The organism is Massilia varians (genome assembly GCF_027923905.1).
Classification (GTDB): Bacteria; Pseudomonadota; Gammaproteobacteria; order Burkholderiales; family Burkholderiaceae_D; genus Telluria; species Telluria varians_B.
This window is the reverse complement of the sequence record NZ_AP026966.1, coordinates 4319849-4343420: the sequence shown is the minus strand read 5'-3', so window position 1 is coordinate 4343420 and position 23572 is coordinate 4319849. Positions and strand designations below refer to the sequence as shown.

At 66.0% G+C, this 23572-nt stretch carries 20 protein-coding genes; 17 read left to right on the top strand and 3 right to left on the bottom strand.

The features are described from left to right. Nucleotide 1: 1 nt before the first annotated feature. From MasN3_RS19645 to MasN3_RS19585, 13 genes are all read left to right on the top strand, one after another. Nucleotides 2-613 (top strand): chemotaxis protein CheB, encoded by a 612-nt coding sequence (locus MasN3_RS19645; RefSeq protein WP_281914554.1) that lies wholly within the window; start codon nt 2-4, stop codon nt 611-613. Next, entirely contained in the window at nt 610-1824 is a 1215-nt protein-coding gene (locus tag MasN3_RS19640) for a hybrid sensor histidine kinase/response regulator (RefSeq protein WP_281909497.1), read from the top strand. The genes MasN3_RS19645 and MasN3_RS19640 overlap by 4 nt, the downstream gene beginning before the upstream one ends. A gap of 350 nt (nt 1825-2174) precedes the next feature. Further along, nucleotides 2175-2738: an alkyl hydroperoxide reductase subunit C gene (gene ahpC / locus MasN3_RS19635; RefSeq protein ID WP_224942955.1), complete on the top strand. Its 564-nt coding sequence runs from the start codon at nt 2175-2177 to the stop codon at nt 2736-2738. A 121-nt stretch (nt 2739-2859) separates the two neighbouring features. Continuing rightward, on the top strand, nt 2860-4443 hold the full coding sequence (gene ahpF, locus MasN3_RS19630) for an alkyl hydroperoxide reductase subunit F (protein WP_281909495.1): 1584 nt from the start codon (nt 2860-2862) through the stop codon (nt 4441-4443). Nucleotides 4444-4538: 95 nt separating this feature from the next. Then, nucleotides 4539-5117 (top strand): helix-turn-helix domain-containing protein, encoded by a 579-nt coding sequence (locus tag MasN3_RS19625; RefSeq protein ID WP_281909494.1) that lies wholly within the window; start codon nt 4539-4541, stop codon nt 5115-5117. Then, nucleotides 5114-5641 carry a GNAT family N-acetyltransferase gene (locus tag MasN3_RS19620; protein WP_281909492.1) on the top strand — a complete coding sequence of 176 codons (528 nt, stop codon included), beginning with the start codon at nt 5114-5116 and terminating at the stop codon, nt 5639-5641. The genes MasN3_RS19625 and MasN3_RS19620 overlap by 4 nt, the downstream gene beginning before the upstream one ends. A 142-nt stretch (nt 5642-5783) precedes the next feature. Further along, on the top strand, nt 5784-6914 hold the full coding sequence (locus tag MasN3_RS19615; RefSeq protein WP_281909491.1) for a ScyD/ScyE family protein: 1131 nt from the start codon (nt 5784-5786) through the stop codon (nt 6912-6914). A gap of 355 nt (nt 6915-7269) precedes the next feature. Beyond that, nucleotides 7270-8976, top strand: a complete 1707-nt coding sequence (locus MasN3_RS19610) for a RecQ family ATP-dependent DNA helicase (RefSeq protein ID WP_281909490.1) — start codon at nt 7270-7272, stop codon at nt 8974-8976. Nucleotides 8977-9004: 28 nt separating this feature from the next. Further along, entirely contained in the window at nt 9005-10090 is a 1086-nt protein-coding gene (locus tag MasN3_RS19605) for a ligase-associated DNA damage response exonuclease (protein ID WP_281909488.1), read from the top strand. After that, entirely contained in the window at nt 10083-11717 is a 1635-nt protein-coding gene (locus MasN3_RS19600; RefSeq protein WP_281909486.1) for an ATP-dependent DNA ligase, read from the top strand. The genes MasN3_RS19605 and MasN3_RS19600 overlap by 8 nt, the downstream gene beginning before the upstream one ends. A gap of 7 nt (nt 11718-11724) precedes the next feature. After that, nucleotides 11725-14187, top strand: coding sequence for a ligase-associated DNA damage response DEXH box helicase (locus tag MasN3_RS19595; RefSeq protein ID WP_281909484.1), 2463 nt, complete (start codon nt 11725-11727; stop codon nt 14185-14187). After that, the gene (pdeM, locus tag MasN3_RS19590; RefSeq protein ID WP_281909483.1) at nt 14184-14834 is read left to right on the top strand and encodes a ligase-associated DNA damage response endonuclease PdeM; all 651 of its coding nucleotides are present in this window, start codon (nt 14184-14186) and stop codon (nt 14832-14834) included. Before MasN3_RS19595 ends, pdeM begins: the two co-directional genes overlap by 4 nt. A gap of 86 nt (nt 14835-14920) precedes the next feature. Next, nucleotides 14921-16006, top strand: a complete 1086-nt coding sequence (locus MasN3_RS19585; protein WP_281909481.1) for a glycine zipper 2TM domain-containing protein — start codon at nt 14921-14923, stop codon at nt 16004-16006. Between the two features lie 81 nt (nt 16007-16087). Here MasN3_RS19585 and MasN3_RS19580 read toward each other — a convergent pair whose 3' ends face one another. The 3 genes from MasN3_RS19580 to MasN3_RS19570 all read right to left on the bottom strand — a co-directional run bounded on the left by MasN3_RS19580 (nt 16088) and on the right by MasN3_RS19570 (nt 18477). After that, nucleotides 16088-16882, bottom strand: a complete 795-nt coding sequence (locus MasN3_RS19580; protein ID WP_281914553.1) for a Crp/Fnr family transcriptional regulator — start codon at nt 16880-16882, stop codon at nt 16088-16090. Nucleotides 16883-17269: 387 nt separating this feature from the next. Next, nucleotides 17270-17914, bottom strand: coding sequence for a response regulator (locus tag MasN3_RS19575; protein ID WP_281909479.1), 645 nt, complete (start codon nt 17912-17914; stop codon nt 17270-17272). Between the two features lie 95 nt (nt 17915-18009). Beyond that, nucleotides 18010-18477 carry a universal stress protein gene (locus MasN3_RS19570; RefSeq protein ID WP_281909478.1) on the bottom strand — a complete coding sequence of 156 codons (468 nt, stop codon included), beginning with the start codon at nt 18475-18477 and terminating at the stop codon, nt 18010-18012. Nucleotides 18478-18867: 390 nt separating this feature from the next. Between MasN3_RS19570 and MasN3_RS19565 the strand changes: the two genes are divergently transcribed. The 4 genes from MasN3_RS19565 to MasN3_RS19550 all read left to right on the top strand — a co-directional run bounded on the left by MasN3_RS19565 (nt 18868) and on the right by MasN3_RS19550 (nt 23563). Next, nucleotides 18868-19704, top strand: coding sequence for a protein phosphatase CheZ (locus MasN3_RS19565; protein WP_281909476.1), 837 nt, complete (start codon nt 18868-18870; stop codon nt 19702-19704). Further along, nucleotides 19704-21608, top strand: a complete 1905-nt coding sequence (locus MasN3_RS19560; protein ID WP_281909475.1) for a chemotaxis protein CheA — start codon at nt 19704-19706, stop codon at nt 21606-21608. Before MasN3_RS19565 ends, MasN3_RS19560 begins: the two co-directional genes overlap by 1 nt. Nucleotides 21609-21990: 382 nt before the next feature. Then, a complete protein-coding gene (leuC, locus tag MasN3_RS19555) occupies nt 21991-23391 on the top strand; it encodes a 3-isopropylmalate dehydratase large subunit (protein ID WP_281909473.1) in 1401 nt (466 codons plus the stop codon). A 37-nt stretch (nt 23392-23428) separates the two neighbouring features. Beyond that, nucleotides 23429-23563, top strand: a complete 135-nt coding sequence (locus MasN3_RS19550; RefSeq protein WP_281909472.1) for an entericidin A/B family lipoprotein — start codon at nt 23429-23431, stop codon at nt 23561-23563. The last annotated feature ends 9 nt before the right edge of the window (nt 23564-23572 follow it).

Here is a 23572-nt window from a genome sequence, read left to right as displayed (position 1 = left end):
CATGCCGGCCAGCGTCCTGGCGGAGATCGGCGCGGCCCTGCGCGGCCGCCGCGTCGAGCTGGTCGTCATCGGCGGCTCGGCCGGCGGCGTCGACGCGCTGTTCCAGCTGCTGCCCGCCATCCCGGCCGGCTTCCGGCCCAGCGTGGCCTGCATCCTGCACGTGCCGCCCGACCGCGACAGCCGCCTGGCCGAGCTGTTCGAGATGCGTAGTGCGCTGCCGGTGCGCGAGGCGCGCGACAAGGAGCCGCTGCAACCCGGCGTGATCTATTTCGCCGGTTCGGGCTATCATCTCTCAGTCGAGCGCGAGCGCTGCTTCTCGCTCAGCTGCGAGCCGCCGGTGCAGTTCGCGCGCCCGGCGATCGACGTGCTGATGGAGTCCGCCGCCGACGCCTATGGACCGGCGTTGGCCGGTATCCTGTTGACCGGTGCTAACCATGACGGTGCCGAGGGCATGTGCCGCATCCGCGAGCGCGGCGGCCTGACCGTCGTGCAGGACCCGGGCGAGGCCCAGGCCAGCGCCATGCCGAACGAGGCGATCCGGCGTTGCGCGCCGCACCTCGTGCTGCCGCTGCTTGGCATCCGGACACTGCTTCCCATGCTGAGGAACTTATGAGCTCGCAAGACCCTAGCAAACTTTTGATCGTCGACGACCTGCCGGAAAACCTGCGCGCGCTCGACGCCCTGATCCGCGGCGAAGGACGCCTCGTCTACCAGGCCTCCTCGGGCGAGGAAGCGCTGGCGCTGATGCTCGAGCACGACTTCGCGCTGGCCATCCTCGACGTCCAGATGCCGGGCATGGACGGCTTTGAACTGGCCGAGCTGATGCGCGGTACCGAACGCACCCGCGCCATCCCGATCGTGTTCGTGTCGGCCGCCGGCCGCGAGCTGAACTACGCCTTCAAGGGCTACGAGACCGGCGCCGTCGATTTCCTCTACAAGCCGCTCGACTCGGACGCGGTGCGCAGCAAGGTCAACGTGTTCGTCACGCTCGACCAGCAGCGCCGCCAGATGCAGCGCCAGATGGCCGCGATCGAGCGCAGCCGGCAGGAACAGGAAACCCTGCTGCGCGAACTGAACCAGACCCAGGAAGAGCTGCAGCGCTCGCTGCGCATGCGCGACGAGTTCATGTCGCTGGTGGCGCACGAGCTGCGCACGCCGCTCAACACCCTGTTCCTGGAAGCCCAGATGCGCAGCCTGCAGCTCAAGCGCGGCACCCTGGCCACCATCAAGCCCGACCAGTTCGAGGCCATGATCAAGCGCGACGAGCGCCAGATCAAGGCCATGATCCGCCTGATCGACGACATGCTCGACGTCTCGCGCATGCGCAGCGGCCAGCTGTCGATCCGTCCCGGCCAGGTCCAGCTGATGGACCTGCTCGAGCGCGTCGTCAGCGACCTGTCGCTGCAGGCCGCGGCCACCGGCTGCAAGCTGTCCCTGCAGCCGCATCCGCCGGTGCAGGGCTGCTGGGACGAGTTCCGCATCGAACAGGTGGTGGTCAACCTCCTGACCAATGCGCTGCGCTACGGCGGCGGGCAGCCGGTCGAGGTCAGCGTGCAGTACGCCGACGATACGGTGCGCATCGACGTGCGCGACGAGGGCAAGGGCATCGCCCAGAGCGACCTGGAACGCATCTTCGAGCCCTACGAGCGCGGCGCGCGCAACGGCGAGCCCAAGGGCCTGGGGCTGGGCCTGTACATCTCGCGCCAGCTGGCGATCTCGCACGGCGGCGAGCTGCGCGTGACCAGCAAGCCGGGGGAGGGCTCGACCTTCTCGCTGATCCTGCCGACCTGCGAGCAGACGGTCGATACGGCCACCACGGCCTGATCTCTTCCATACCGTAGGGTGGGCAGGTTTCCTGCCCACGCGTTCAAATCTCATATGAATAGTGGTTCAGCTGATCACCAGCTGATTGAACGCGTGGGCGGCAAAGCCGCCCACCCTACGAGAATCGACATCTCCCCAATCGAAGCGTGGGTTGCATCACGCTGTCGTTTCGTCCACACTCACGGATTGGGCCGGTTTGCCGGCTCGATAAGTCCCTTCAAGGGAGAGCAATACTTGCTCGATAGTTAAAATCAATCGGCAGTATCGCATCAATCAATTTCACAAAAGACGCTCAGGTCGGTACACTGACGTCTATCAAATCTTTTAACCACCCGAAAACAGGAGATTACATGTCCCTCATCAACACCCAGATCAAGCCGTTCAAGGCCACCGCTTACCACAACGGCAAGTTCATCGATCTGACGGAAGAGAACTTCAAGGGCACCTGGTCGATCCTGATGTTCTACCCGGCCGACTTCACCTTCGTCTGCCCGACCGAACTGGAAGACCTGGCTGCTTTCCAGCCTGAATTCGAGAAGATGGGCGTGAACGTCTACGGCGTGTCGACCGACAGCCACTTCGCACACAAGGCATGGCACGACACCTCGGACGCCATCAAGAAAGTGAACTACCCGCTGATCGGCGACCCGACCGGCACCCTGGCTCGCAACTTCGAAGTCATGATCGAAGAAGAAGGCATGGCACTGCGCGGCACCTTCGTGATGAACCCGGAAGGCCAGATCAAGGTCATGGAAGTGCACGACAACGGCATCGGCCGCGACGCGTCGGAACTGATGCGCAAAGTCAAGGCTGCCCAGTACGTCGCTTCGCACCCGGGTGAAGTGTGCCCGGCCAAGTGGACCGAAGGCGCAGAAACCCTGACCCCGTCGCTGGACCTGGTCGGCAAGATCTAAGCTGGTAGCAAGGTAGTACTGTCCCGGGCCGCCCTGGCGGCCCGGTGCATTTCTGGGGCCCGTTTCCGGCCCCGGGCACCGCAATACATTGAACAATAACGTCATAGTCGAGGAAAACATCATGCTGGACGCAACCCTCAAGAAGCAGTTGCAGGCCTATCTGGAAAAAGTGGTGCAGCCGATTGAGCTCGTTGCATCGCTGGATGATTCGCCGAAAGCGCGCGAAATGGATGAACTGCTCCGCGAAATCGCCGCGTTGAGCGACAAGATCACCGTGCGCACCGACGGTGCCAATGCCCGCAAGCCTTCGTTCTCGATCAAGCGCGTGGGCACCGATATCGCCGTGGATTTCGCCGGCATCCCGCTCGGCCACGAATTCAGCTCGCTGGTGCTGGCGCTGCTGCAGGTGGGCGGCCACCCGATCAAGCTGGACCAGGCGGTCATCGATCAAATCAAGGACCTGGACGGCGACTACGTCTTCGAAACCTTCATCTCGCTCTCCTGCCACAACTGCCCGGAAGTGGTGCAGGCCCTCAACGCGATGTCGGTGATTAACCCGCGCATCAAGGTCGTCGCCATCGACGGCGGCGTGTTCAAGAGCGAAGTCGAAGCGCGCCAGATCATGGCGGTACCGATGATGTTCCTGAACGGCCAGCACTTCGGCCAGGGCCGTACCAGCGTGGAAGAGATCCTGTCCAAGATCGACACCGGCGCCGGCGCCCGCAAGGCAGCCGAGCTGAACAAGAAAGACCCGTTCGACGTCCTGATCGTCGGCGGCGGTCCTGCCGGCGCGGCCGCGGCGATCTACGCCGCCCGCAAGGGCATCCGCACCGGCGTGCTGGCCGACCGTTTCGGCGGCCAGGTGCTGGACACGCTCGCCATCGAGAACTTCGTCTCGATGAAGGAAACCGACGGTCCGAAGTTCGCCGTCGCCCTGGAAGAGCACGTCAAGCACTACGAGGTCGACATCATGAACACTCAGCGTGCCAACAAGCTGGTCGAAGGCAAGATGATCGAGGTGCACACCGAGACCGGCGCCGTGCTGAAGTCGAAGTCGGTGATCATCGCCACCGGCGCGCGCTGGCGCGAGATCAACGTGCCGGGCGAGCGCGAGTACCGCAACAAGGGCGTGGCCTACTGCCCGCACTGCGACGGCCCGCTGTTCAAGGGCAAGCGCGTGGCCGTGATCGGCGGCGGCAACTCGGGCGTCGAAGCGGCGATCGACCTGGCGGGCATCGTCAAGGAAGTGACCCTGATCGAGTTCGGCGCCGAACTGCGTGCCGATGCGGTCCTGCAGCGCAAGCTCTACTCGCTGAAGAACGTCACCGTGATCAAGTCGGCCCAGACCACCGAGATCCACGGCGACGGCAAGATCGTCAATGGCCTGTCGTACAAGGACCGCAACAGCGGCGAACTGAAACGCGTCGACCTGGAAGGCGTCTTCGTGCAGATCGGCCTGGTGCCGAACGCCGAATGGCTCAAGGGCACGCTGGACCTGTCGGCGCACGGCGAGATCGAAGTCGACGCCAAGGGCCAGACCTCGATCCCGGGCGTGTATGCGGCCGGCGACGTCACCACGGTGCCGTTCAAGCAGATCGTGATCGCGGTGGGCGAGGGCGCCAAGGCCTCGCTGGCGGCTTTTGACTACCTGATGCGCCTGCCGGTGGAAGATGACAGCATGGCCGAGGAAGCCAAGGCGGCCTAAGCAAAACCAGAACGCCATTCCCGTCATGGGGGTGGCGTTTTTTTACGTCCGCAGTATCCAGTTTACTGGATATGCAAATCCAGTATAATGGATTCATGGACATCAACACACTGATCTCGCGCCGCGTGCGCACCCTGCGCGAGGAACGGGGCTTTTCCCTGGCCACTCTCGCCGAGCTGAGCGGGGTAGGCCGCTCGACCATTTCCCTGATCGAACGCGGCGAAAGCAGCGCCACCGCCACCGTGCTCGACAAGCTGGCCACCGCCCTCGGCGTCGCGCTGGCGGCGCTGTTCGAGCAGGGCGGCGAGGGCGACAACCCGCCGTCACCGGTCTCCCGCGCCGCCGAGCAGCCGGTGTGGACCGATCCGGTCAGCGGCTACCAGCGCCGCCACCTCTCTCCGGCGGCGCCGTCGCCGATCCAGCTGGTCGAGGTCGTGTTCCCGGCCGGCCAGCGCGTGGCCTTCGATACCGCGGTCCGCGACGTCGACCTCCAGCAGCAGGTGTGGGTGATCGACGGAGAAATGGACATCACGCTCGGCGACGCCCGCTGGCGCCTGGCGGCGGGTGACTGCCTGGCGATGCGCGTGGACCGGCCGACCAGCTTCCACAACCCCGGCAGCAAGGCTGCGCGCTACCTGGTAGCGCTGGTCACTTCCAACAGGAGAAACGCATGAGCGACAGCATCACCGTACGGCGCCTTGGCGCCGGGGAAGCCGCAAGGTCCATCGAGGCGCTGGCCGACGTGCTGGTCGATTGCGTCGAAGGCGGCGCGTCCGTCAGCTTCATGCTGCCCCTGGGCCGCGACAAGGCGCTGGCCTTCTGGCGCGGCGTGGCCGACGGCGTCGCGCGCGGCGAGCGCGCCCTGCTGGTTGCCGAAGACGGCGCCGGGCGCATCGTCGGCACCGTGCAGCTCGTCATGGCGATGCCGGACAACCAGCCGCACCGGGCCGACGTCGCCAAGATGCTGGTGCACCGGCGCGCGCGCCGCGCCGGGATCGGCCAGCGGCTGTTGGCGGCGCTCGACGCGGTGGCAAAGGAGGAGGGGAAATCCGTGCTGGTGCTCGATACGGTGACCGGCGGCGACGCCGAGCGCCTGTACGGGCGGGCCGGGTGGCAGCGCGCCGGCGTGGTGCCGAAGTACGCGCTCATGCCCGATGGCACATTCTGCGCGACGACGTTCTTCTACAAGCATGGTTGAGATCGCGCTAGCTGGCGGCGCCGCGACGTGACAGTGCGCGACAAGGATCATTGATCGGTATCAAACGATACCCATCCATCATATTTTTCTGCGACCTGAAAAAGTATGCTGATCTGCGCCCTCATCTCCTCTGGAGTCTCTCATGCTACGCCTTCCTTTCATGCTGGCCACGCTGGTGGCCGCATCCGCATTACAAGCTGCGCCGCGGGTCGAGGTCATCGCCACAGGACTGAATAACCCACGCGGACTGGCATTTGGACCGCATGGTCAACTGTATGTCACCGAGGCCGGCAGTGGTGGAAACGGACGCTGCCTGGTACTGGGCGACCAGAGGACCGCATGTTATGGCGAGACAGGGGCGGTCACCCGGGTCGACCCGCGCGGGATCGTGCGGCCCAGGCGCGTCATTACCGGGCTCCCGTCGGTCGCCGCGCAGCCGGATGGTTTTGGCGGGACGGGTCCGCAAAACATCGCATTCTCCGGCGGACAGGCCAGGATCGTGATGGGATTCGGCGCCGAAGCACCGGCACGAAATGCTGTTGGACGGAAAGCGTGGATGCTTGGGAAAGTGCTGCAACTAAACATGGGCGGCAGGCTCCGAGCAGAGGCGGACATCGCCACCTACGAGTTTACCCACAATCCGGTACCCGGCGGCGCCGACAGTAATCCGAACGGCCTGGCCGTGCTCCCCCGTCAGACCCTGGTTGCCGATGCCGGCGCCAACGCGATTTTCAGCATTGCGCCCAATCATACGATCACCACACTGGCCGCCTTCCCGGCAAGGATGGTACCCGCTCCGCCCTCGCTGTCGCTGCCTCCCGGCGCGATGATTCCAATGCAGTCGGTACCGACCACGATCGTCGATGGCAAAGATGGCTGGCTCTACGTCGGCGAATTGACCGGCTTTCCCTTCCCGGTCGGCGGCGCCAACGTGTATCGGATGTCGCCGGACGGCAGTCTGGTACAAACCTACGCGAGCGGCTTCACCAATATTGTCGCGCTTGCCTTCGACTGCTGGCAGCGCATGTACGTGCTGGAAATCGGGAGAGGCGCGTCCTTCGGCTCTCCGCCGCTGAAGCCGCCTGGCCGTCTGATCAGGGTGAATCCGGATGGGAGCCGGACGGTCATTTACGACCAGCTGTTCTACCCCGGCGGACTGGTCATCGGAGAGGACGGCGCGGCCTATGTGACGAACAACGGCGTCGTGCCGGGTCCCATCCCCGGGGGACAGTTTGCAACAGGCGGCACCGTGCTCCGCATCAGTCTTAACTAATCGGCAAGAAAACCGCTCAGTGGAAAGCCACCAGCAGGGCGCCGGTCAGCGCTTCGGTCTCCAGCAGCAGCCAGGTGGCCGCACTGGCCAGTGCCAGGTGGACTGCGGTCCAGGTCATTGGATGTTGGCGTGCCATGATGAGACTCCCTGATGGTTGAAAGCGTAGTGAGGATGGTGTCATCTTAGTCACCCGTTCCGGCCGTAACCATCGGCAAAACCTCCGTGGGTTTGTAGGAGTAAACCTTGTGACATTGTCACGATGAATTTTGGTCATGTCAAAAGTTGAGTTCCTACGGGTCAGGTAGGCTGCGTCCTATAGGTGCGGCGCTGCGGCGGGCCTAGAGTAGCGTTCATCATGACCCGACACGAACCCACACTCCTGCACCGCGGCCTGCTCGCCGTGCGCCGCAACACCATCCGCCGCCTGCTGCGTTCCACCTTTGGAATCGAGCAGTTGCGCGACGGCCAGCAACGCGTCATCGACAGCGTCCTCGACGGCAAGGACACGCTGGCGATCATGCCCACCGGCGGCGGCAAGTCGCTGTGCTACCAGATCCCCGCAAAGATGCTCGAGGGAATCACCATTGTCGTCTCGCCCCTGATTTCCCTGATGAAGGACCAGCTCGAGAAACTGGAAGAGCTGGGCATCCGCTCGGTCCAGGTCAACAGCAGCCTGAACGCCGAGGAAGAAGCGGCCGCGATCGAGGCGATCGCCACCGAGGCCTGCGAGATCGTGTTCTGCACCCCGGAACGCCTGGTCTCGCCCGAATTCATCGCCGTGCTCCAGCAGGTCACGCTCGACATCGTCGTGGTCGACGAAGCCCATTGCATCTCGCAATGGGGCCATGATTTCCGCCCCGCCTACATCGGCCTGTCCGCCGCCCTCGACGCCCTCGGCAAGCCGCCGGTGCTGGCGCTGACGGCGACCGCGACCGAGGAGGTCGTGGCCGACATCGGCAAGCAGCTGGGCCGCAAGCTGAACGTCATCAACACCGGCATCTACCGGCCGAATCTGCATTACAGCGTGGTCCAGGTGACCAATCACCAGGAAAAGCTGACCCAGGCACGCAAGCTGGTGCAGGAAACGGAAGGAACCGGCATCGTCTACGCCGCCACCGTCAAGATGGCCGAAGAGATGCTGGCGGTGCTGGAGGAGGCCGGCGAGTCGGTCACCATCTACCACGGCAAGCTGTCCAGCGCCGAGCGCAAGCAGAACCAGGACCTGTTCATGGATGGCGAGCGGCGCGTGATGGTGGCCACCAATGCCTTCGGCATGGGCATCGACAAGAGCGATACCCGCTTCGTGATCCACCTGCAGATTCCCGCCAACCTCGAATCGTATTACCAGGAGTCGGGCCGCGCCGGACGCGACGGCCTGGACGCCACCTGCACGCTGCTGTTCCTGCAGGACGACAAGCGCATCCAGCAATTCTTCCTGGTCAAGCACTATCCGGCGGCGGCCGAGTTGCAGACGGTCTACACCGTCGTGCGCGAGCTGGCGCAAGAGGCGCCCGTCACCACCGCGCGGCTGGAAGAGGCATTGGCGGAAGCGGGCGAGGCCAAGCTCAAGGTGTGCATCAAACTCTTGAAGGACGGCAAGCTGCTGCGCCAGAACCGCAAGCTCGAGTACCTGCCGGCCAAGGGCGAGCCTGACCCGCAAGTGTTCGGGCAATTGGCCGAGGTGTATGTCCAGAAGGCTGAACGGGACCGTGAAGCGCTCGATCAGATGGTAGGCTATGCGGTAAGCGGCTTCTGTCGCTGGAAGCTGTTGCTGGATTATTTCGACGACGAAGTCGCGGGCTTCGAGAAGTGCTGCAAGTGCGACAACTGCCGCAACCCGCCGGCGCTGGCGCTCGAGGAGATCGAGATCCGCGACGACGAGTTCGAGCGCGAACCGGCGCTTGAACCGTCCGGCCCGAAGTTCGACGTCGGTGCGCGTGCCACAGCGCCGAAGTATGGCGAGGGCGTGGTCGTCGCCGTCGCCGGAAACCAGGTGACACTGGAATTTCCCGACCAGGAAGAGCCGCGCACCTTCCTGGCCGAGTTTCTCGCGCCGGCTTAAGCCTGCGCTTTTTCTGTAAAGGGACCGCATGGGGGACATGGTCGTCGTCCGCAAGGAAGGCTTGTATTGCGTACCTGGAGGGTTCTACATCGACCCCTGGCGCCCGGTCGACCGGGCCGTGATCACGCATGCCCATGGCGACCATGCGCGCTACGGCCACGGCCATTACCTGGCGGCGGCGCCCGGCGTGGGCGTGCTCAAGTCGCGCCTGGGCGACATCCACGTGCAGGGCCTGGAGTACGGCGACAGCATTACCCATAACGGCGTCGCCATCTCGCTGCACCCGGCCGGCCACGTGCTCGGATCGGCGCAAATCCGCATGGAGTGCGGCGGCGAGGTCTGGGTGGCCTCGGGCGACTACAAGGTCGAACCCGACAAGACCTGCGCCCCCTTCGAGCCGGTGCGCTGCGACACCTTCATTACCGAATCCACCTTCGGCCTGCCGATCTACCGCTGGGACCCCGAGCAGCAGGTCATCGACGAGATGAACGCCTGGTGGCGCCGCAATGCCGAGGAAGGGCGCTGCAGCGTGGTGTTCGCCTACGCCTTCGGGAAGGCCCAGCGCATCCTGTCGCGCCTGGATCCGTCGATCGGACCGATCGTCTGCCATGGCGCGGTGGAGCCGCTCAACCGGGTGTATCGCGCCGGCGGGGTCGAACTGCCCGACACCGTCATGGTCAGCGAGATCGACAAGGCGCTACTACGGCGCGCGATCGTGATCGCACCGCCGTCCGCCAGCGGCTCGCCCTGGATGAAGCGCTTCGGCGACTACAGCGATTCCTTCGCCAGCGGCTGGATGCTGCTGCGCGGGGCGCGGCGGCGGCGCGGCGTCGACCGCGGCTTCGTGCTGTCCGACCATGCCGACTGGCCCGGCCTGATGAGCGCCATCAAGGCCACCGAGGCGCAGCAAATCATCGTCACCCACGGCTCGATCCCGACCATGGTGCGCTGGCTGTGCCAGAACGGGCTGGACGCCAAGGGCTTCGATACCGAATACGGCGACGAGGAAGAGGACGAGGCGCTGCCACCGGCCGGCGCGGCGGCACACAAGGCGCCGAACGAGGCGCCGAACGAGGCGCCAAAGGAAGCGGAAGAGGGGGCGCCCGATGCGTGAATTCGCCCGCCTCTACGCCGAACTCGACGACACCACCTCCACTACCCGCAAGCTCGACGCCCTGCAGTCCTACTTCTCGCACGCCGCGCCCGAAAACGCGGCCTGGGCGGTGTACTTCCTGGCCGGCGGCAAGCCCCGGCAAGCGGTGCCGACCAAATTGCTGCGCCAGTACGCGATCGACTACGCGGGCCTGGACGAGTGGCTGTTCGACGAGTCCTACCACGCGGTGGGCGACATGGCCGAGACCATTGCCCACATCCTGCCGCCGCCGACCCGGCGCAGCGACGTCGGCCTGGCCGAATGGATGGAGCACAGGATCGGTCCGCTGCGCGGCGCCGATCCGGGCACGATCAGGCAAGCCCTGTACGCCGCCTGGGATGAACTCGACTGGCGCGAGCGCTTCCTGTTCGTCAAGCTCATCGGCGGCGGGTTCCGGGTGGGCGTGTCGCGCCTCCTGGTCACGCGTGCGCTGGCCGCGATTGCCGCCGTCGACAGCAAGCTGATCGCCCAGCGCCTGATGGGCTGGACCGACAACTCGATGCGGCCCACCGCCACCAGTTTCCTCCAGCTGATCGCCGCGCAGTCGGACGACGAGCACAAGCAGCGCGGCGGCCAGCCCTATCCCTTCTTCCTGGCGCACCAGCTGCAGGGCGAACCCGCCGCGCTGGGCGACATCGACGACTGGCAGGTGGAGTGGAAGTACGACGGCATCCGCGCCCAGCTGGTGCGCCGCGGCGGCCAGAATTTCCTCTGGTCGCGCGGCGAAGACCTGATCACCGAGCGCTTTCCCGAGCTGGCCGGCGTGCCCATCCCGGAGGGCACGGTGCTCGATGGCGAAGTCCTGATCTGGCAGCCCGGCGTCGAGGCGCCGGCGCCGTTCGCCGACCTGCAGAAGCGCATCGGCCGCAAGACCCTGAGCGCCAAGCTCTTGAACGAACTGCCGGCGGTGCTGTGCTGCTACGACCTGCTCGAATTCGGCGGCGTCGACCTGCGCGCGCTGCCCCAGCACGAGCGGCGCGCACTGATGGAAACCGAGGTGGCGGCGATCGGCCTGCCGCAACTGCGCCTGTCGCCGGTCATCAGGGCGGATCACTGGGACGCGTTGGCCAGCCTGCGCGCCGAATCGCGCGAGCGCGGCGTCGAGGGCATGATGCTCAAGGCGAGGAACGCCCAGTACGGCGTGGGCCGCACCAAGGACGTCGGCACCTGGTGGAAGTGGAAGATCGATCCCTATACGGTGGATGCGGTGCTGATCTACGCCCAGGCCGGCAGCGGGCGCCGCGCCTCGCTCTACACCGACTACACCTTCGCCGTATGGGACGGCGAGGGCGAGGAACGGCGGCTGGTGCCGTTCGCCAAGGCCTATTCCGGGCTCACGGACGCCGAGATCCGGCAGGTCGACAATGCGGTGCGCAAGACCACCATCGAGAAATTCGGGCCGGTGCGCTCGGTGAAGCCGAGCATGGTGTTCGAGATCGGCTTCGAGGGCATCGCCCTGTCGACCCGCCACAAGGCCGGTATCGCGGTGCGCTTCCCGCGCATTCTGCGGCGCCGTCTCGACAAACCGGTCGAGGAGGCCGATACCCTCGATACGCTGAAAGGCCTGCTGGCCGCGGCTGGTGCATGAGCAAGGCATGAGCAAAAACCCCGTCACCGAACGCATCGACGCCTGGTTCGCCGCACGTGGCTGGACAGTGTTCCCGTTCCAGCGCAATGTATGGAAGGCGGCGCTCAAAGGGCAGTCCGGCCTGCTGCATGCGAACACCGGCGCCGGCAAGACCTTCGCGGTCTGGTTCGCCGCCCTGCAGCGCGCCGGCCTCAAGACCGGCCGCCATACCGCCGGCCTGCGGGTGTTGTGGATCACCCCGATGCGCGCCCTGGCCGCCGACACCATGCGTGCCCTCGAAGCGACGGCGGCCGAGCTGATGCCCGAGTGGCAAGTCGGCGCCCGCACAGGCGACACCGGCTCGGCCGAGCGGGCGCGCCAGGCGCGCAAGATGCCGGCGGCGCTGGTCACCACGCCCGAGAGCCTGTCGCTGATGCTCAGCCACGCCGCGGCCGCCGAGCAGTTCAGGCACCTGGACATGATCGTCATCGACGAGTGGCACGAACTGATGGGCAGCAAGCGCGGCGTGCAGGTCCAGCTGGCGCTGGCGCGGCTGCGCCACTGGCGCCCGGAACTGCTGATCTGGGGCGTGTCCGCCACCATGGGCAACCTGGACCTGGCGCGCCAGGTGCTGCTCGGCGGCGACGAGGGCGTGCTGGTCGAGGGCGACCTGCGCAAGCAGATCGTGGTGGACTGCCTGATCCCCGAGAACGTGGCGCGCTTTCCCTGGGGCGGCCACATGGGCCTGCAGATGCTGGGGGCCGTGATCCGCGAGATCGAGCAGCACGAGGCGACCCTGGTGTTTACCAATACCCGCGCCCAGTCCGAGATCTGGTACCAGAACATCATCGACGAGCGCCCCGACTGGGCCGGCCTGGTCGCGCTGCACCACGGTTCGCTCGACCGCGAAGTGCGCGAGTGGGTCGAGATGGGCTTGAAGAAGGGCGAGCTGAAGGCCGTGATCTGCACCGCCAGCCTGGACCTGGGCGTGGACTTCCTGCCGGTCGAGCGCGTGCTGCAGGTGGGCAGCGCCAAGGGCATCGCGCGCCTGCTGCAGCGCGCCGGGCGCAGCGGCCACGCGCCGGGGCGGGTGTCGCGCGTGACCCTGGTGCCGACCAACAGCCTGGAACTGCTGGAGGCGGCCGGCGCCAAGAAGGCGGTGGCGGCGCGCCGCATCGAAGGGCGCTACGTGCCGAATAAACCCTTCGACGTGCTGGTGCAGCACCTGGTGACGGTGGCGCTGGGCGGCGGTTTCACCTCCAGCGCCTTGTACGAGGAGGTCAGGCGCGCCTGGTCCTACCGCAACCTGGACGAAGAGGAATGGCAGTGGGCGCTCGACTTCGTCGCGCGCGGCGGCCAGAGCCTGCTCGCCTATCCGGAATACCGGCGCGTGCTGCCGGACGAGGAGGGCGTGTACCGGGTGCCGGATACGGCGATCGGGCGGCGCCACCGCATGGGCATCGGCACCATCGTGTCCGACTCGACCATCTCGGTGAAGTACATGAGCGGGGGACGCATCGGCAGCGTCGAGGAATCCTTCATCTCGCGCATGAAGCCGGGCGACCACTTCCTGTTCGGCGGGCGCATCCTGGAATTCGTGCGGGTCCACGAGATGACGGCCTTCGTCAAGCGCGCCACCAGCAACCGCGGGGCGATCGCGCGCTGGGGCGGAGCCAAGATGCCGATGTCCTCGGAGCTGGCCCATGCGGCGCTGGAAGAGCTGCGCCTGGCGTCGGCCGGCGTCTACGACAGTCCGGAGATGGAGGCGATCCGGCCGCTCATCGAGATCCAGTGCCGCTGGTCGGCGCTCCCGACCAATGAGACCCTGGTCCTGGAGAGCATGAAGAGCCGCGAAGGCTGGCACCTGTTCGTCTATCCCTTCGCCGGGCGTTCGGTGCACATGGGGCTGGCCTCGCTGTTCGCCTACCGGATCGGGCGCGTGCAGCCCTCGACCTTCTCGATCGCGATCAACGATTACGGGTTCGAACTGCTCACGCCCGAGCCGGTGGACTGGACCCGCATCTTCGCCGCCGAGACGGGCATCGGTGTGGACTTGTTCACGACCGACTGCCTGCTGGAAGACGTGCTGGGCAGCCTGAACGCGACCCAGCTGTCGCAGCAGCGCTTCCGCGAGGTGGCGCGCATCGCCGGCCTGGTGTTCCAGGGCTATCCCGGCCAGCCGAAGTCGAACCGCCAGCTGCAGGCCTCGTCCTCGCTGTTCTTCGAAGTCTTCCGCAAGCACGACTCCGGCAACCTGCTGCTCACCCAGGCCCAGCGCGAGGTGCTGGAGCAGGAGCTGGAACTGACGCGCCTGCGCGAGACGCTGGTCGAGCTGCACGGACGCCGCGTCGCCTACCGCGAAGTCAAGCGCGCCACGCCCTTCGGCTTCGCCCTGATGGTCGAGCGCTTCCGCGAAAAGGTCAGCACCGAGAAGCTGTCCGACCGGGTGGCGCGCATGGTGCGCGAGCTGGAGAAGGCGGCCGCGGCATGAGCAGCGTCGCCGTCCGTGTCGCCGGCGAGACCGTGCTGCTGCTGCCGGAGAAGGCGCTGTACTGGCCGGCTGAAAAGATGCTGGTCGTCGCCGACATCCATTTCGGCAAGGCGGCGGCCTTCCGCGCCCTCGGCGTGCCGGTGCCGCGCGGGACCACCACCGAGAACCTGCAAGGGCTCGACGCCCTGGTCGAGGCGCACGGCGCGCGCCACATCGTGTTCCTGGGCGACTTCCTGCACGCGCGCGCAGCCCATGCCAGCGCCACCCAGCAGGCCATGCTGGCCTGGCGCGAGCGGCGTCGCGACCTGCAGCTCACGCTGGTGCGCGGCAACCACGACCGCCATGCGGGCGACCCGTCCGCGCAGCTGGCCATCGACCTGGTGGACGAGCCGCATGCGCTCGGCCCCTTCGCCTTCTGCCACCATCCCGACCTCGCAACCCCGGGCTACGCCCTGGCCGGCCACATCCACCCGGTGTACGTGCTGGCCACCCGCTTCGACGCGCTGCGCCTGCCGTGCTTCGTGGTGGGGCCCGAGCGCATGATCCTGCCATCCTTCGGCGCCTTCACCGGCGGCCATGCGATCCGCCCGGAATCGGGCGACAGCATCTACGTCAGCTCGGGCGAGGCCGTCCACTGCGTACGATAGCGTACCGACCCTCTGTCGTGCCGGGGCGACAATTCTTGGTAGCTAGAGATTGATCCGGGTATCGACATCGACAAGGGGGAAAAGCCATGGTTTTCCGCAAGCTGCTGCAAGCCGCGTTCGCCGCTGTAATCGGACTCGGACCAGTCGTGACGGGTGGCATCGCTGCCCACGCCCAGCCATACCAGACCAACCGCGCCTACGGGCCGGTCATCAACGGATTCAACGTGGAGGAAGTGCGCCGCCTGACGCCCGGCGTCGAGCTGCATTTCGACCTGTACGGCAGCCCCGGCGGCACCGCCACCCTGCGCATCGACGGCGCCACCCGCAACCTGAACCTGACCGAAGTCGAGCCGGGCCAGTACACCGGCACCTATACCATCGGCACCCACGACCGCATCCGCCCGGAAAGCGGCGTCACTGCCAACCTGCGCCTGGGCAACCAGGTCGCCACCAGCCTGCTGAGCGAATCGCTGCTGCAGCCGAACGCGCCGCGCGAACGGCGCGGCCAGCTGGCAAGCAGCCCGGCGATCGAGCGCTTCAACGTGCTGGGCAGCCCGGACCTGAGCCCGGGCAACGAGCTGCGCTTCACGGTGTCCGGCACCCCGGGCGGCCGCGTCGAGGTGGCGATCGCCGGCGCACGCGGCGTGTTCTTCCTGCCGGAAGTGCGGCCGGGCGAGTACGAGGCCGTGTATACGATCCGCAACGCCGACCGCATCGCCCCGAACAGCCGCGTGACGGCCACCATCCGCGCCAACGGCCATAACGCCACCGCGGTGCTGGGCCGCCCGCTGCTGGCGGGCGCACGCGTCAGCGAGCCGCGCCAGGCGCGCTACTGCACCAACTGCGCGACCGTCGAGGCGGTGAACGTGATCGAAGTGTCGGGTAACGGCAACTACCTGGGCACGGCGGGCGGCGCCGTCATTGGCGGCCTGCTCGGCAGCCAGGTCGGCAGCGGCAGCGGCCGGACCGCCGCCACGGTGGCCGGCGCGGTGGCGGGCGGCCTGGCCGGGCGCAACGTGCAGCGCAACATGAACCGCGACCAGCGTTACGAAGTGGTGGTGCGCTATGCCACCAGCGGCGCGACCCAGACTCTGCAGTTCGAGAACGATCCGGGATTCCGCCAGGGGGACCGGGTGCGGGTGAACAATGGTGTGTTGTCGCGGGATCAGTAACACTGGAACACAGCGCAACCCTGAAAAAGGCAAGGCCCGCATCCTCGCGGACGCCGGCCTTGTTGTTTTTTAGCTAGCTGTTCAGGCAGTGGCCAGCACCTGGTCGTCGCCCGGCTGCTCGCTCTCGGCCTTCTGCTTGGCGCCACCCTTGGTGCGCGAGCGCGAGGGCGGCAGGCGGCGCAGGGTCTTGAGCGCTTCGGCATCCTTGATGCCGATGGTGCGCTGGTCGACGGTGATCAGGCCGATCTCGTTGAAGGCCGACAGGGTGCGGCTGACGGTTTCGAGCGTCAGGCCGAGGTAGCTGCCGATCTCGTGGCGGGTCATGCGCAGGTTGAACAGCTTGCTCGAGTAGCCCATCGCGGCGAAGCGGTCGGCCAGCGAGACCAGGAAGCGGGCGACCCGCGCCTCGGCCGAGAGGGCGCCGAGCATGCCGATCATGGTCTGCTCGCGCACCAGTTCGCGGCTCATGACGCCGTACATCATGTTCTCGAGCTCGGCATGGACGCGGCCGAGGGCGGTGAGTTTCTTGAAGGGCAGCAGGATCAGGTCGCAGTCGGACAGGGCCACCGCTTCCGAGGCGTAGTGGCGGGTGTGGATGCCGTCCACGCCCAGCATGTCGCCCTTCATCGGGAAGCTCAGCACCTGCTCGTTGCCGAACTCGTCGATGAGTACGGTTTTCAGGAAGCCCGAGTTGACGATGTACAGGGTGTCGAAGGCCTGCCCGATGGTGTGGACGCGCTGTCCGGTCTTGAACTGGACGTGCTGGAACAGTAATTCTTCGGAGCTCACCGAGACGCTGGCCGGGATGCGGAGCAGGTCGCAGACTTCCTTGAGGTTGGACCAAAGGCGTCCCTGGCGCTGGCGGCCGGCCTCCATGGGTGAATGCAGGGTCGGCTGGGTGACGTTGCGTTGTTCTGACGTTGGCTGGGACTGCATGCTCATCTCCAGGTGAAAGACTCAGGGTTTCGGCGACCACAGGGCGGAGCATGGGGCTCACGCTGGGACTTGGATCGCAAGCAAGTCGAAACGCTGAATTCAGTATGCCAACACGAGTCCGGCACGGATATCAGCGATGGCTGAATATGTAGGTAGGAAGACTGGTAGGCTTGTAGGAATATTCCGACCCATAGTCTGCGGTCACAGAGGGGAGTGATGGCATGGCGGGGCTGAGGGAGCGGCAGTGCGGGGGCCGGGCGGACGTCCCCCGGAAGAGGGCAGGCGGCGGCACAAAACCGCCGCTGGCTTGTCTAAAACTTCTTAAGCCTAGGCTTTCATCGGGGACAGCAGCCGGTGGACCACCGCATACTGGACCATTTCTGACAGGGAGCTCATGCCCATCTTCTGCATGATGCGGGTTTTGTGGGTGCTGACGGTCTTGACCGACAGGTGCAGGCTGTTGGCGATCTCGGTGATCGATTTGCCACCGACGAGGTGCGAAAATACCTCGAATTCGCGGTCCGAGAGCTGTTTATGCAACAACTGCTCATTGGGCGCCATGATATTGAGCGCCAGCTGCTCGGCCACTTCGGTACTGATATAAGGACGTCCCGAGGCCACCTTGCGGATCGCGCCCACCAGCTGGGTGCCCGCGCTTTCCTTGGTGAGATAACCCTGGGCGCCGGCGCGGATCGCCCGCACCGCGTACTGCTCTTCCTCGTGCATGGTGAGAATCAGGATGGCCAGCTTGGGCGCCTCGCTGCGTACCTGGCGGATCAGGTCGACGCCGCTGCGGCCCGGCATCGACAGGTCGAGCAGCAGCAGATCGAAACCGCCCTGCCGTACCTGGGCCAGCACTTCGAAGCCGTTGGTCGCCTCTCCGGCGATCTCGATATCCGGCGCGCCATCGAGGATGCGTTTGAGGCCTTCGCGCATGATCGTATGGTCGTCGGCAATGACGATGCGAATCATAAAACCATCCTTCTCGGTGAAAGCAGCGATGACCGGATCACACTAACACAGGACGGCGGCGGCATTTGTCGCATTTCTTCACGCCGGCCGCGTTCTCAAGCAGGTGCGGGCTCGCTGATCAGGCGGTGCACCAGTACCGGCTTGGTCGTGTGCGACAACACTTTATTGGTGACGCTGCCGAGCAGGAGCTGGCCCCAGCCGCTGCGGCCGTGCGAACCCATGAAGATCAGGTCGCAGCCTTCCTGCTCGGCGACGTCGACGATCTTGAGGGCCGCGGTGTCGGAAAACGCGGTCATGCAGCTGTGCTTCAGGCCCGCCCCGGCGCAGGAGCGCATGATCCTGCCCATGTACTCCTCGCCCATGCGGCGCATCTGCGCCATGTAGTCTTCTTCGCTCGGATAGGAGGGCGGAATGATTTCCACGTACACCGGATACTGGTAATCGGGCGCGACGAACAGGGCCAGCACCTCGGCGCCCATCTGTTGCGCGAATTTGACGCCGGCGCAAGCCGTATGCTGCGACACGGCCGAGCCGTCGGTGGTGATCAGGATTTTGCGGTACATGATGACTCCTCCTATGGCCACGTCATTCTGGGGCGTAGCGGGCGCGGCGGCGATTGCAAGAACGCAAACTGTTGAGCTTGATCAAACTTCGGGTTCTTATCTGTCAGCAACTGCAACAGCATGGTAAGAAGAACCGTCGAGTTACGAAAAACAACACCTCGCTCCCGTAAACATGCAGGAACTCTGCATTTTAATTGTCGCGGAATTAAGTTTCGCTGTCCATTTTGTTGCGTCTCTGTCGCCAAGATTTACCTGTGGCAACTACGCTGCTACACTCGCATGCAGATTTCGATCCATTCCGCGCCGCCGTTTACGCCCGCCCGATGGATGCAGTAATGACCGAATGCACCGCTTGATTGCGAACTTATACACCATGGAGAAGCAGGGATTATGACCGACGCCGCTGACGATTTCGACGCACTATTCGAGGAAGTGGCGGCGCAGCGCGCCAGCGCTCCCGCTGCCGAGCCGGCACCGGCTGCCGGTGCCGCCGGCGCGGACGAAGACGACCTCGAATCCTTGTTCGACCAGGTATCGGCGGCAAGCGCGCCGGCGATCGCCGCCGCCGCTCCGGCAGTTGCAGCGGCCGCCGTGCCGGCCGCGGCCAGCGACGGCGAACACGCCATGTTCGAACGCCTGGGCGGCATCGTGCGCCTGCTGCACGATTCGCTGCGCCAGCTCGGCTACGACAAGGCGCTGACCGAGGCCTCCTCGGCCATCGTCGACGCCCAGGACCGCCTGGAATACGTCGCCACCCTGACCGAACAGGCCGCCAACAAGGTGCTGAACACCCTGGACGACGGCATGCCGGCCCAGGATCTGTTGTCGAAGCAGGCCAAGGACATGGAAACCCGCTGGGCCGACCTGTTCTCGGGCAAGCTGAGCCTGGACGAATTCAAGGCCCTGGCCGGCGATTCGCGCCAGTTCGCCACCGCCGTGAACGAAGCCACCGAAGCCGAGAAGGCGCGCCTGCTCGAGATCATGATGGCCCAGGATTTCCAGGACATCACCGGCCAGCTGATCAAGAAGGTGGTCAAGATCACCCAGACCGTCGAGCACGAGCTGGCGCAGCTGCTGCGCGACCACGCGCCGGCCGACCTGAAGGAAAAGCTGGCGAAGAAAGAGGTGCCGCCCGTGCCCGCGCCGCTGATGCAGGGCCCGTCGGTGCCGGATACGGCACTGAACCAGGACAGCGTTGACGATCTTCTGGCCGATCTGGGGTTCTAATGGACGATATGCTCAAGGACTTCGTCGTCGAGGCGATGGACCTTGCGGTGAATGTTGAAGAACATTTGCTGCGCCTCGAACGCGATCCGGACAACAAGGAAACACTGAATGCGGTGTTCCGCTCCTTCCACACGATCAAGGGCGGCGCCGGCTTCATGGGCCTGCCCGCGCTGGTCGCGGCCTGCCACCTGACCGAAAACCTGTTCGACGCCCTGCGTACCGGCGCCGCGCCGGTGACGCCGCTGGCGATCGAAGCCGCACTCGAGGCCTCGGGCTTCGTGGCGGACCAGCTCAATGACCTGAACAACGGCACCCCGCCGGAAGGACTGGCGTCGATGCCGGAAGACCTCGAACGCATCCTGAAGGACGCGATCGAGGGCAAGGGCGCATCGAGCGCAGCGCCTGCCGCGCCGGTGGCCGTGGCCGCAGCGCCGGAGCCGGTTGCCGCCGCGCCGGCGGCTGCCGCCCTGGTCGCCGCGCCAGGCGCTGCCGGCGACGATGGCCTGGACTGGGTCGGGATGTACAACGCCGTGGTGCCGGCCGGCGCCGCGATCGCGGCGGGATCGGCGCCTGCCGCAGTCGCTGCCGCGCCGGTTGCCGCTGCCGCGCCGGTTGCCGCTGCCGCGGATGCCGCGCCGGCCGCCAAGCAAGGCGGTTGGGACGGCGTCGACCGCCGCCAGAACGACAAGGTCGCCGATGCGCGCGCCGCCGCGGCACCGGCCAAGGACGAAAGCATCCGCATCGATGCAGTCAAGCTCGACGCGCTGCTGGAAGTGGCGGGCGAGTCGGTGCAGGCCGCCAACCAGGCCTCCGTGCTGCTCGAGCGCCTGCAGCAGTTCAAGTTCGAAGGTCCGGCCGCCGCCCTGATGGCGACGCTGACCGAGACCCTGGAACGCGCCTCGCGCTACTCGGCCGAACTGCAGCGCGCCACGCTGGCGACCCGCATGCAGCCGGTGGGCCGCCTGTTCCAGAAGTTCCCGCGCCTGGTGCGCGAGCTGGCCAAGGACCTCGGCAAGGACGTCGAACTGACCATCGAAGGCGCCGAGACCGAAGTCGACCGTGTGGTGGTGGACAGCCTGTACGATCCGCTGGTGCACATGCTGCGCAACGCGCTCGACCACGGCGTCGAGTCGCCGGAAGACCGTGTCGCCGCCGGCAAGCCGGCCAAGGCCTTCATCCTGCTCAAGGCATGGCAGGAAGCCAACAGCGTCATGATCGTGCTGCAGGACGACGGCAAGGGCATGGACCCGGTCAAGCTGCGCCGCAAGGCGATCGACAAGGGCCTGATCGGCGAGAACGGCGCTCCGAACGACGACGATGCCTACCAGCTGGTGTTCCTGCCGGGCTTCTCGACCAAGGAAGTAGCTTCCTCGGTGTCGGGCCGCGGCGTGGGCATGGACGTGGTCAAGACGGCGGTCGAGAAGAACCGCGGCGCGATCCGCATCGAGTCGACGCTGGGCCGCGGCACGCGCTTCGCGATCCGCCTGCCGATCGAGCTGTCGATCGTCCCGACCATGCTGGTGTCGACCTCGAGCGCCTCGCTGGCGCTGCCGATGGCCGTCGTCGAGCGCGTGGTCGAGCTGCCGGAAGAGTTCCAGTGCGTGGGCGGCGCCCCGGTGCTGAAGGACCAGGGACGCCCGCTGCCGGTGCGTTCGCTGGCCCTGGCGCTGGGCTACGAAGCCTGCTCGGAACGGGTCGGCATCGTCATCAACGCCCCGCAGCCCTACATCCTGGCGGTGGAAGCGGTGGACGGCACGGCCGACCTGGTGATCAAGCCGATGACCGCGCTGTCGGTCGAGGGCATCACCGGCACCGCGCGCTCGGCCGAGGGCGAACTGGTGCTGGTGGTCGGCCTGTCCTTCCTGATGGATGGCTGCCGTTCGAACGTGCGCCTGGCCGCCTGACGGTTCCTGGTTTCGTAGGGTGGTCGGCTCTGCCGACCGCGCGTTCAGACAAGGTCTGAACAAGCGTGTGGCTGGTCATGAGCTGGTTGAACGCGCGGACGGCGAAGCCGTCCGCCCTACAACGGCAGTCGCGTAAGTGGTTACCGCAGTGCGCAAAGCCGGCAGTGCGCCGCTCTGTGACAAAATCGCATACAAAAGCCTGAGCTTCCCCGCTCAGGCTTTTTTTATTTGCATTTTTACTTGTATATGCAAATATTATTTGCATAGATCATCGGAGCTTGGCAGAAAAATGCGTTGCCCCGGCTTGGTGCGGCAGTGCACAATTATGGCATAATCAAAAACCGTCCCCGCACAAGGGGCTACCGCGTTCACCGGATAGACCATGCAAAAAACGCTCTACGACAAACTCTGGGATTCCCATGTCGTGCGTGCCGACGCCGATGGCACCACAGTCCTCTACATCGACCGCCACCTGGTGCACGAAGTCACCAGTCCGCAAGCCTTCGAGGGCCTGCGCGAGGCCGGCCGCGGACTATGGAGGACGTCGGCCAACCTGGCCGTGGCCGACCACAACGTGCCGACCACCGACCGCGCCCATGGCATCGCGGACCCGACCTCGCGCCTGCAGGTCGAGACCCTGGACGCCAACGCCAGGAGCTTCGGCCTGACCTACTTCGACATGAACGACAAGCGCCAGGGCATCGTCCACGTGATCGGCCCGGAGCAGGGCGCCACGCTGCCCGGCATGACGGTGGTCTGCGGCGACTCGCACACCAGCACCCACGGCGCCTTCGGCTGCCTGGCGCACGGCATCGGTACCTCGGAAGTCGAGCACGTGCTGGCCACCCAGACCCTGCTGGCCAAGAAATCGAAATCGATGCTGGTGCAGGTCGACGGCGAGCTCCCGCCGGGCGTGACCGCCAAGGACATCGTGCTGGCCGTGATCGGCAAAATCGGCACCGCCGGCGGCACCGGCTACGCCATCGAATTCGGCGGCTCGACCATCCGCGCCCTGTCGATGGAAGGCCGCATGACGGTCTGTAACATGGCGATCGAAGCGGGCGCGCGCGCCGGCATGGTCGCGGTGGACGACACCACCATCGAGTACGTAGAAGGCCGTCCGTTCTCGCCCAAGGGCGAACAATGGAGCCAAGCCGTCGCCTACTGGCGCACCCTGCATTCGGACGAAGGCGCCGCCTTCGATACCGTCGTTACGCTCGACGCGCGTGACATCCGCCCGCAGGTCACCTGGGGCACGTCGCCGGAGATGGTCACCTCGGTGGACGGCCGCGTGCCGGATCCGCGCGAGGAAACTGACGCCGTGCGCCGTGGCGCCATCGAGAAGGCGCTGGCCTACATGGACCTGGCGCCGAATACCCCGATCGAGAGCATCGCGATCGACAAGGTCTTCATCGGCTCCTGCACCAACTCGCGCATCGAAGACCTGCGCGCCGCCGCCGATGTAGTGCGCGGGCGCCAGCGCGCCGCCAACGTCAAGCTGGCGATGGTGGTGCCGGGTTCGGGCCTGGTGAAGGAACAGGCCGAGCGCGAGGGCCTCGACCGCGTCTTCAGGGAAGCCGGCTTCGAGTGGCGCGAGCCGGGCTGCTCGATGTGCCTGGCCATGAACGCCGACCGCCTGCAGCCGGGCGAGCGCTGCGCCTCGACCTCGAACCGCAACTTCGAGGGACGCCAGGGGCAGGGCGGCCGCACCCACCTGGTTTCGCCCGCCATGGCCGCCGCGGCGGGCATCGCCGGCCACTTTGTCGACGTACGCGCACTTTGATGCGTTAACACCGCTTTAACCGTACTACAGGAACATCATGAAGAAAGTAATTGCACTCGCCCTGAGCGTCACCCTGAGCGCCATCGCCCTCACCGGCTGCAACACCATCTCGGGCATCGGCAAGGACGTGCAGAAGGTCGGCCAGGTCGTCACCAGCGCCGGCGGCAAGTAATCAATCAAC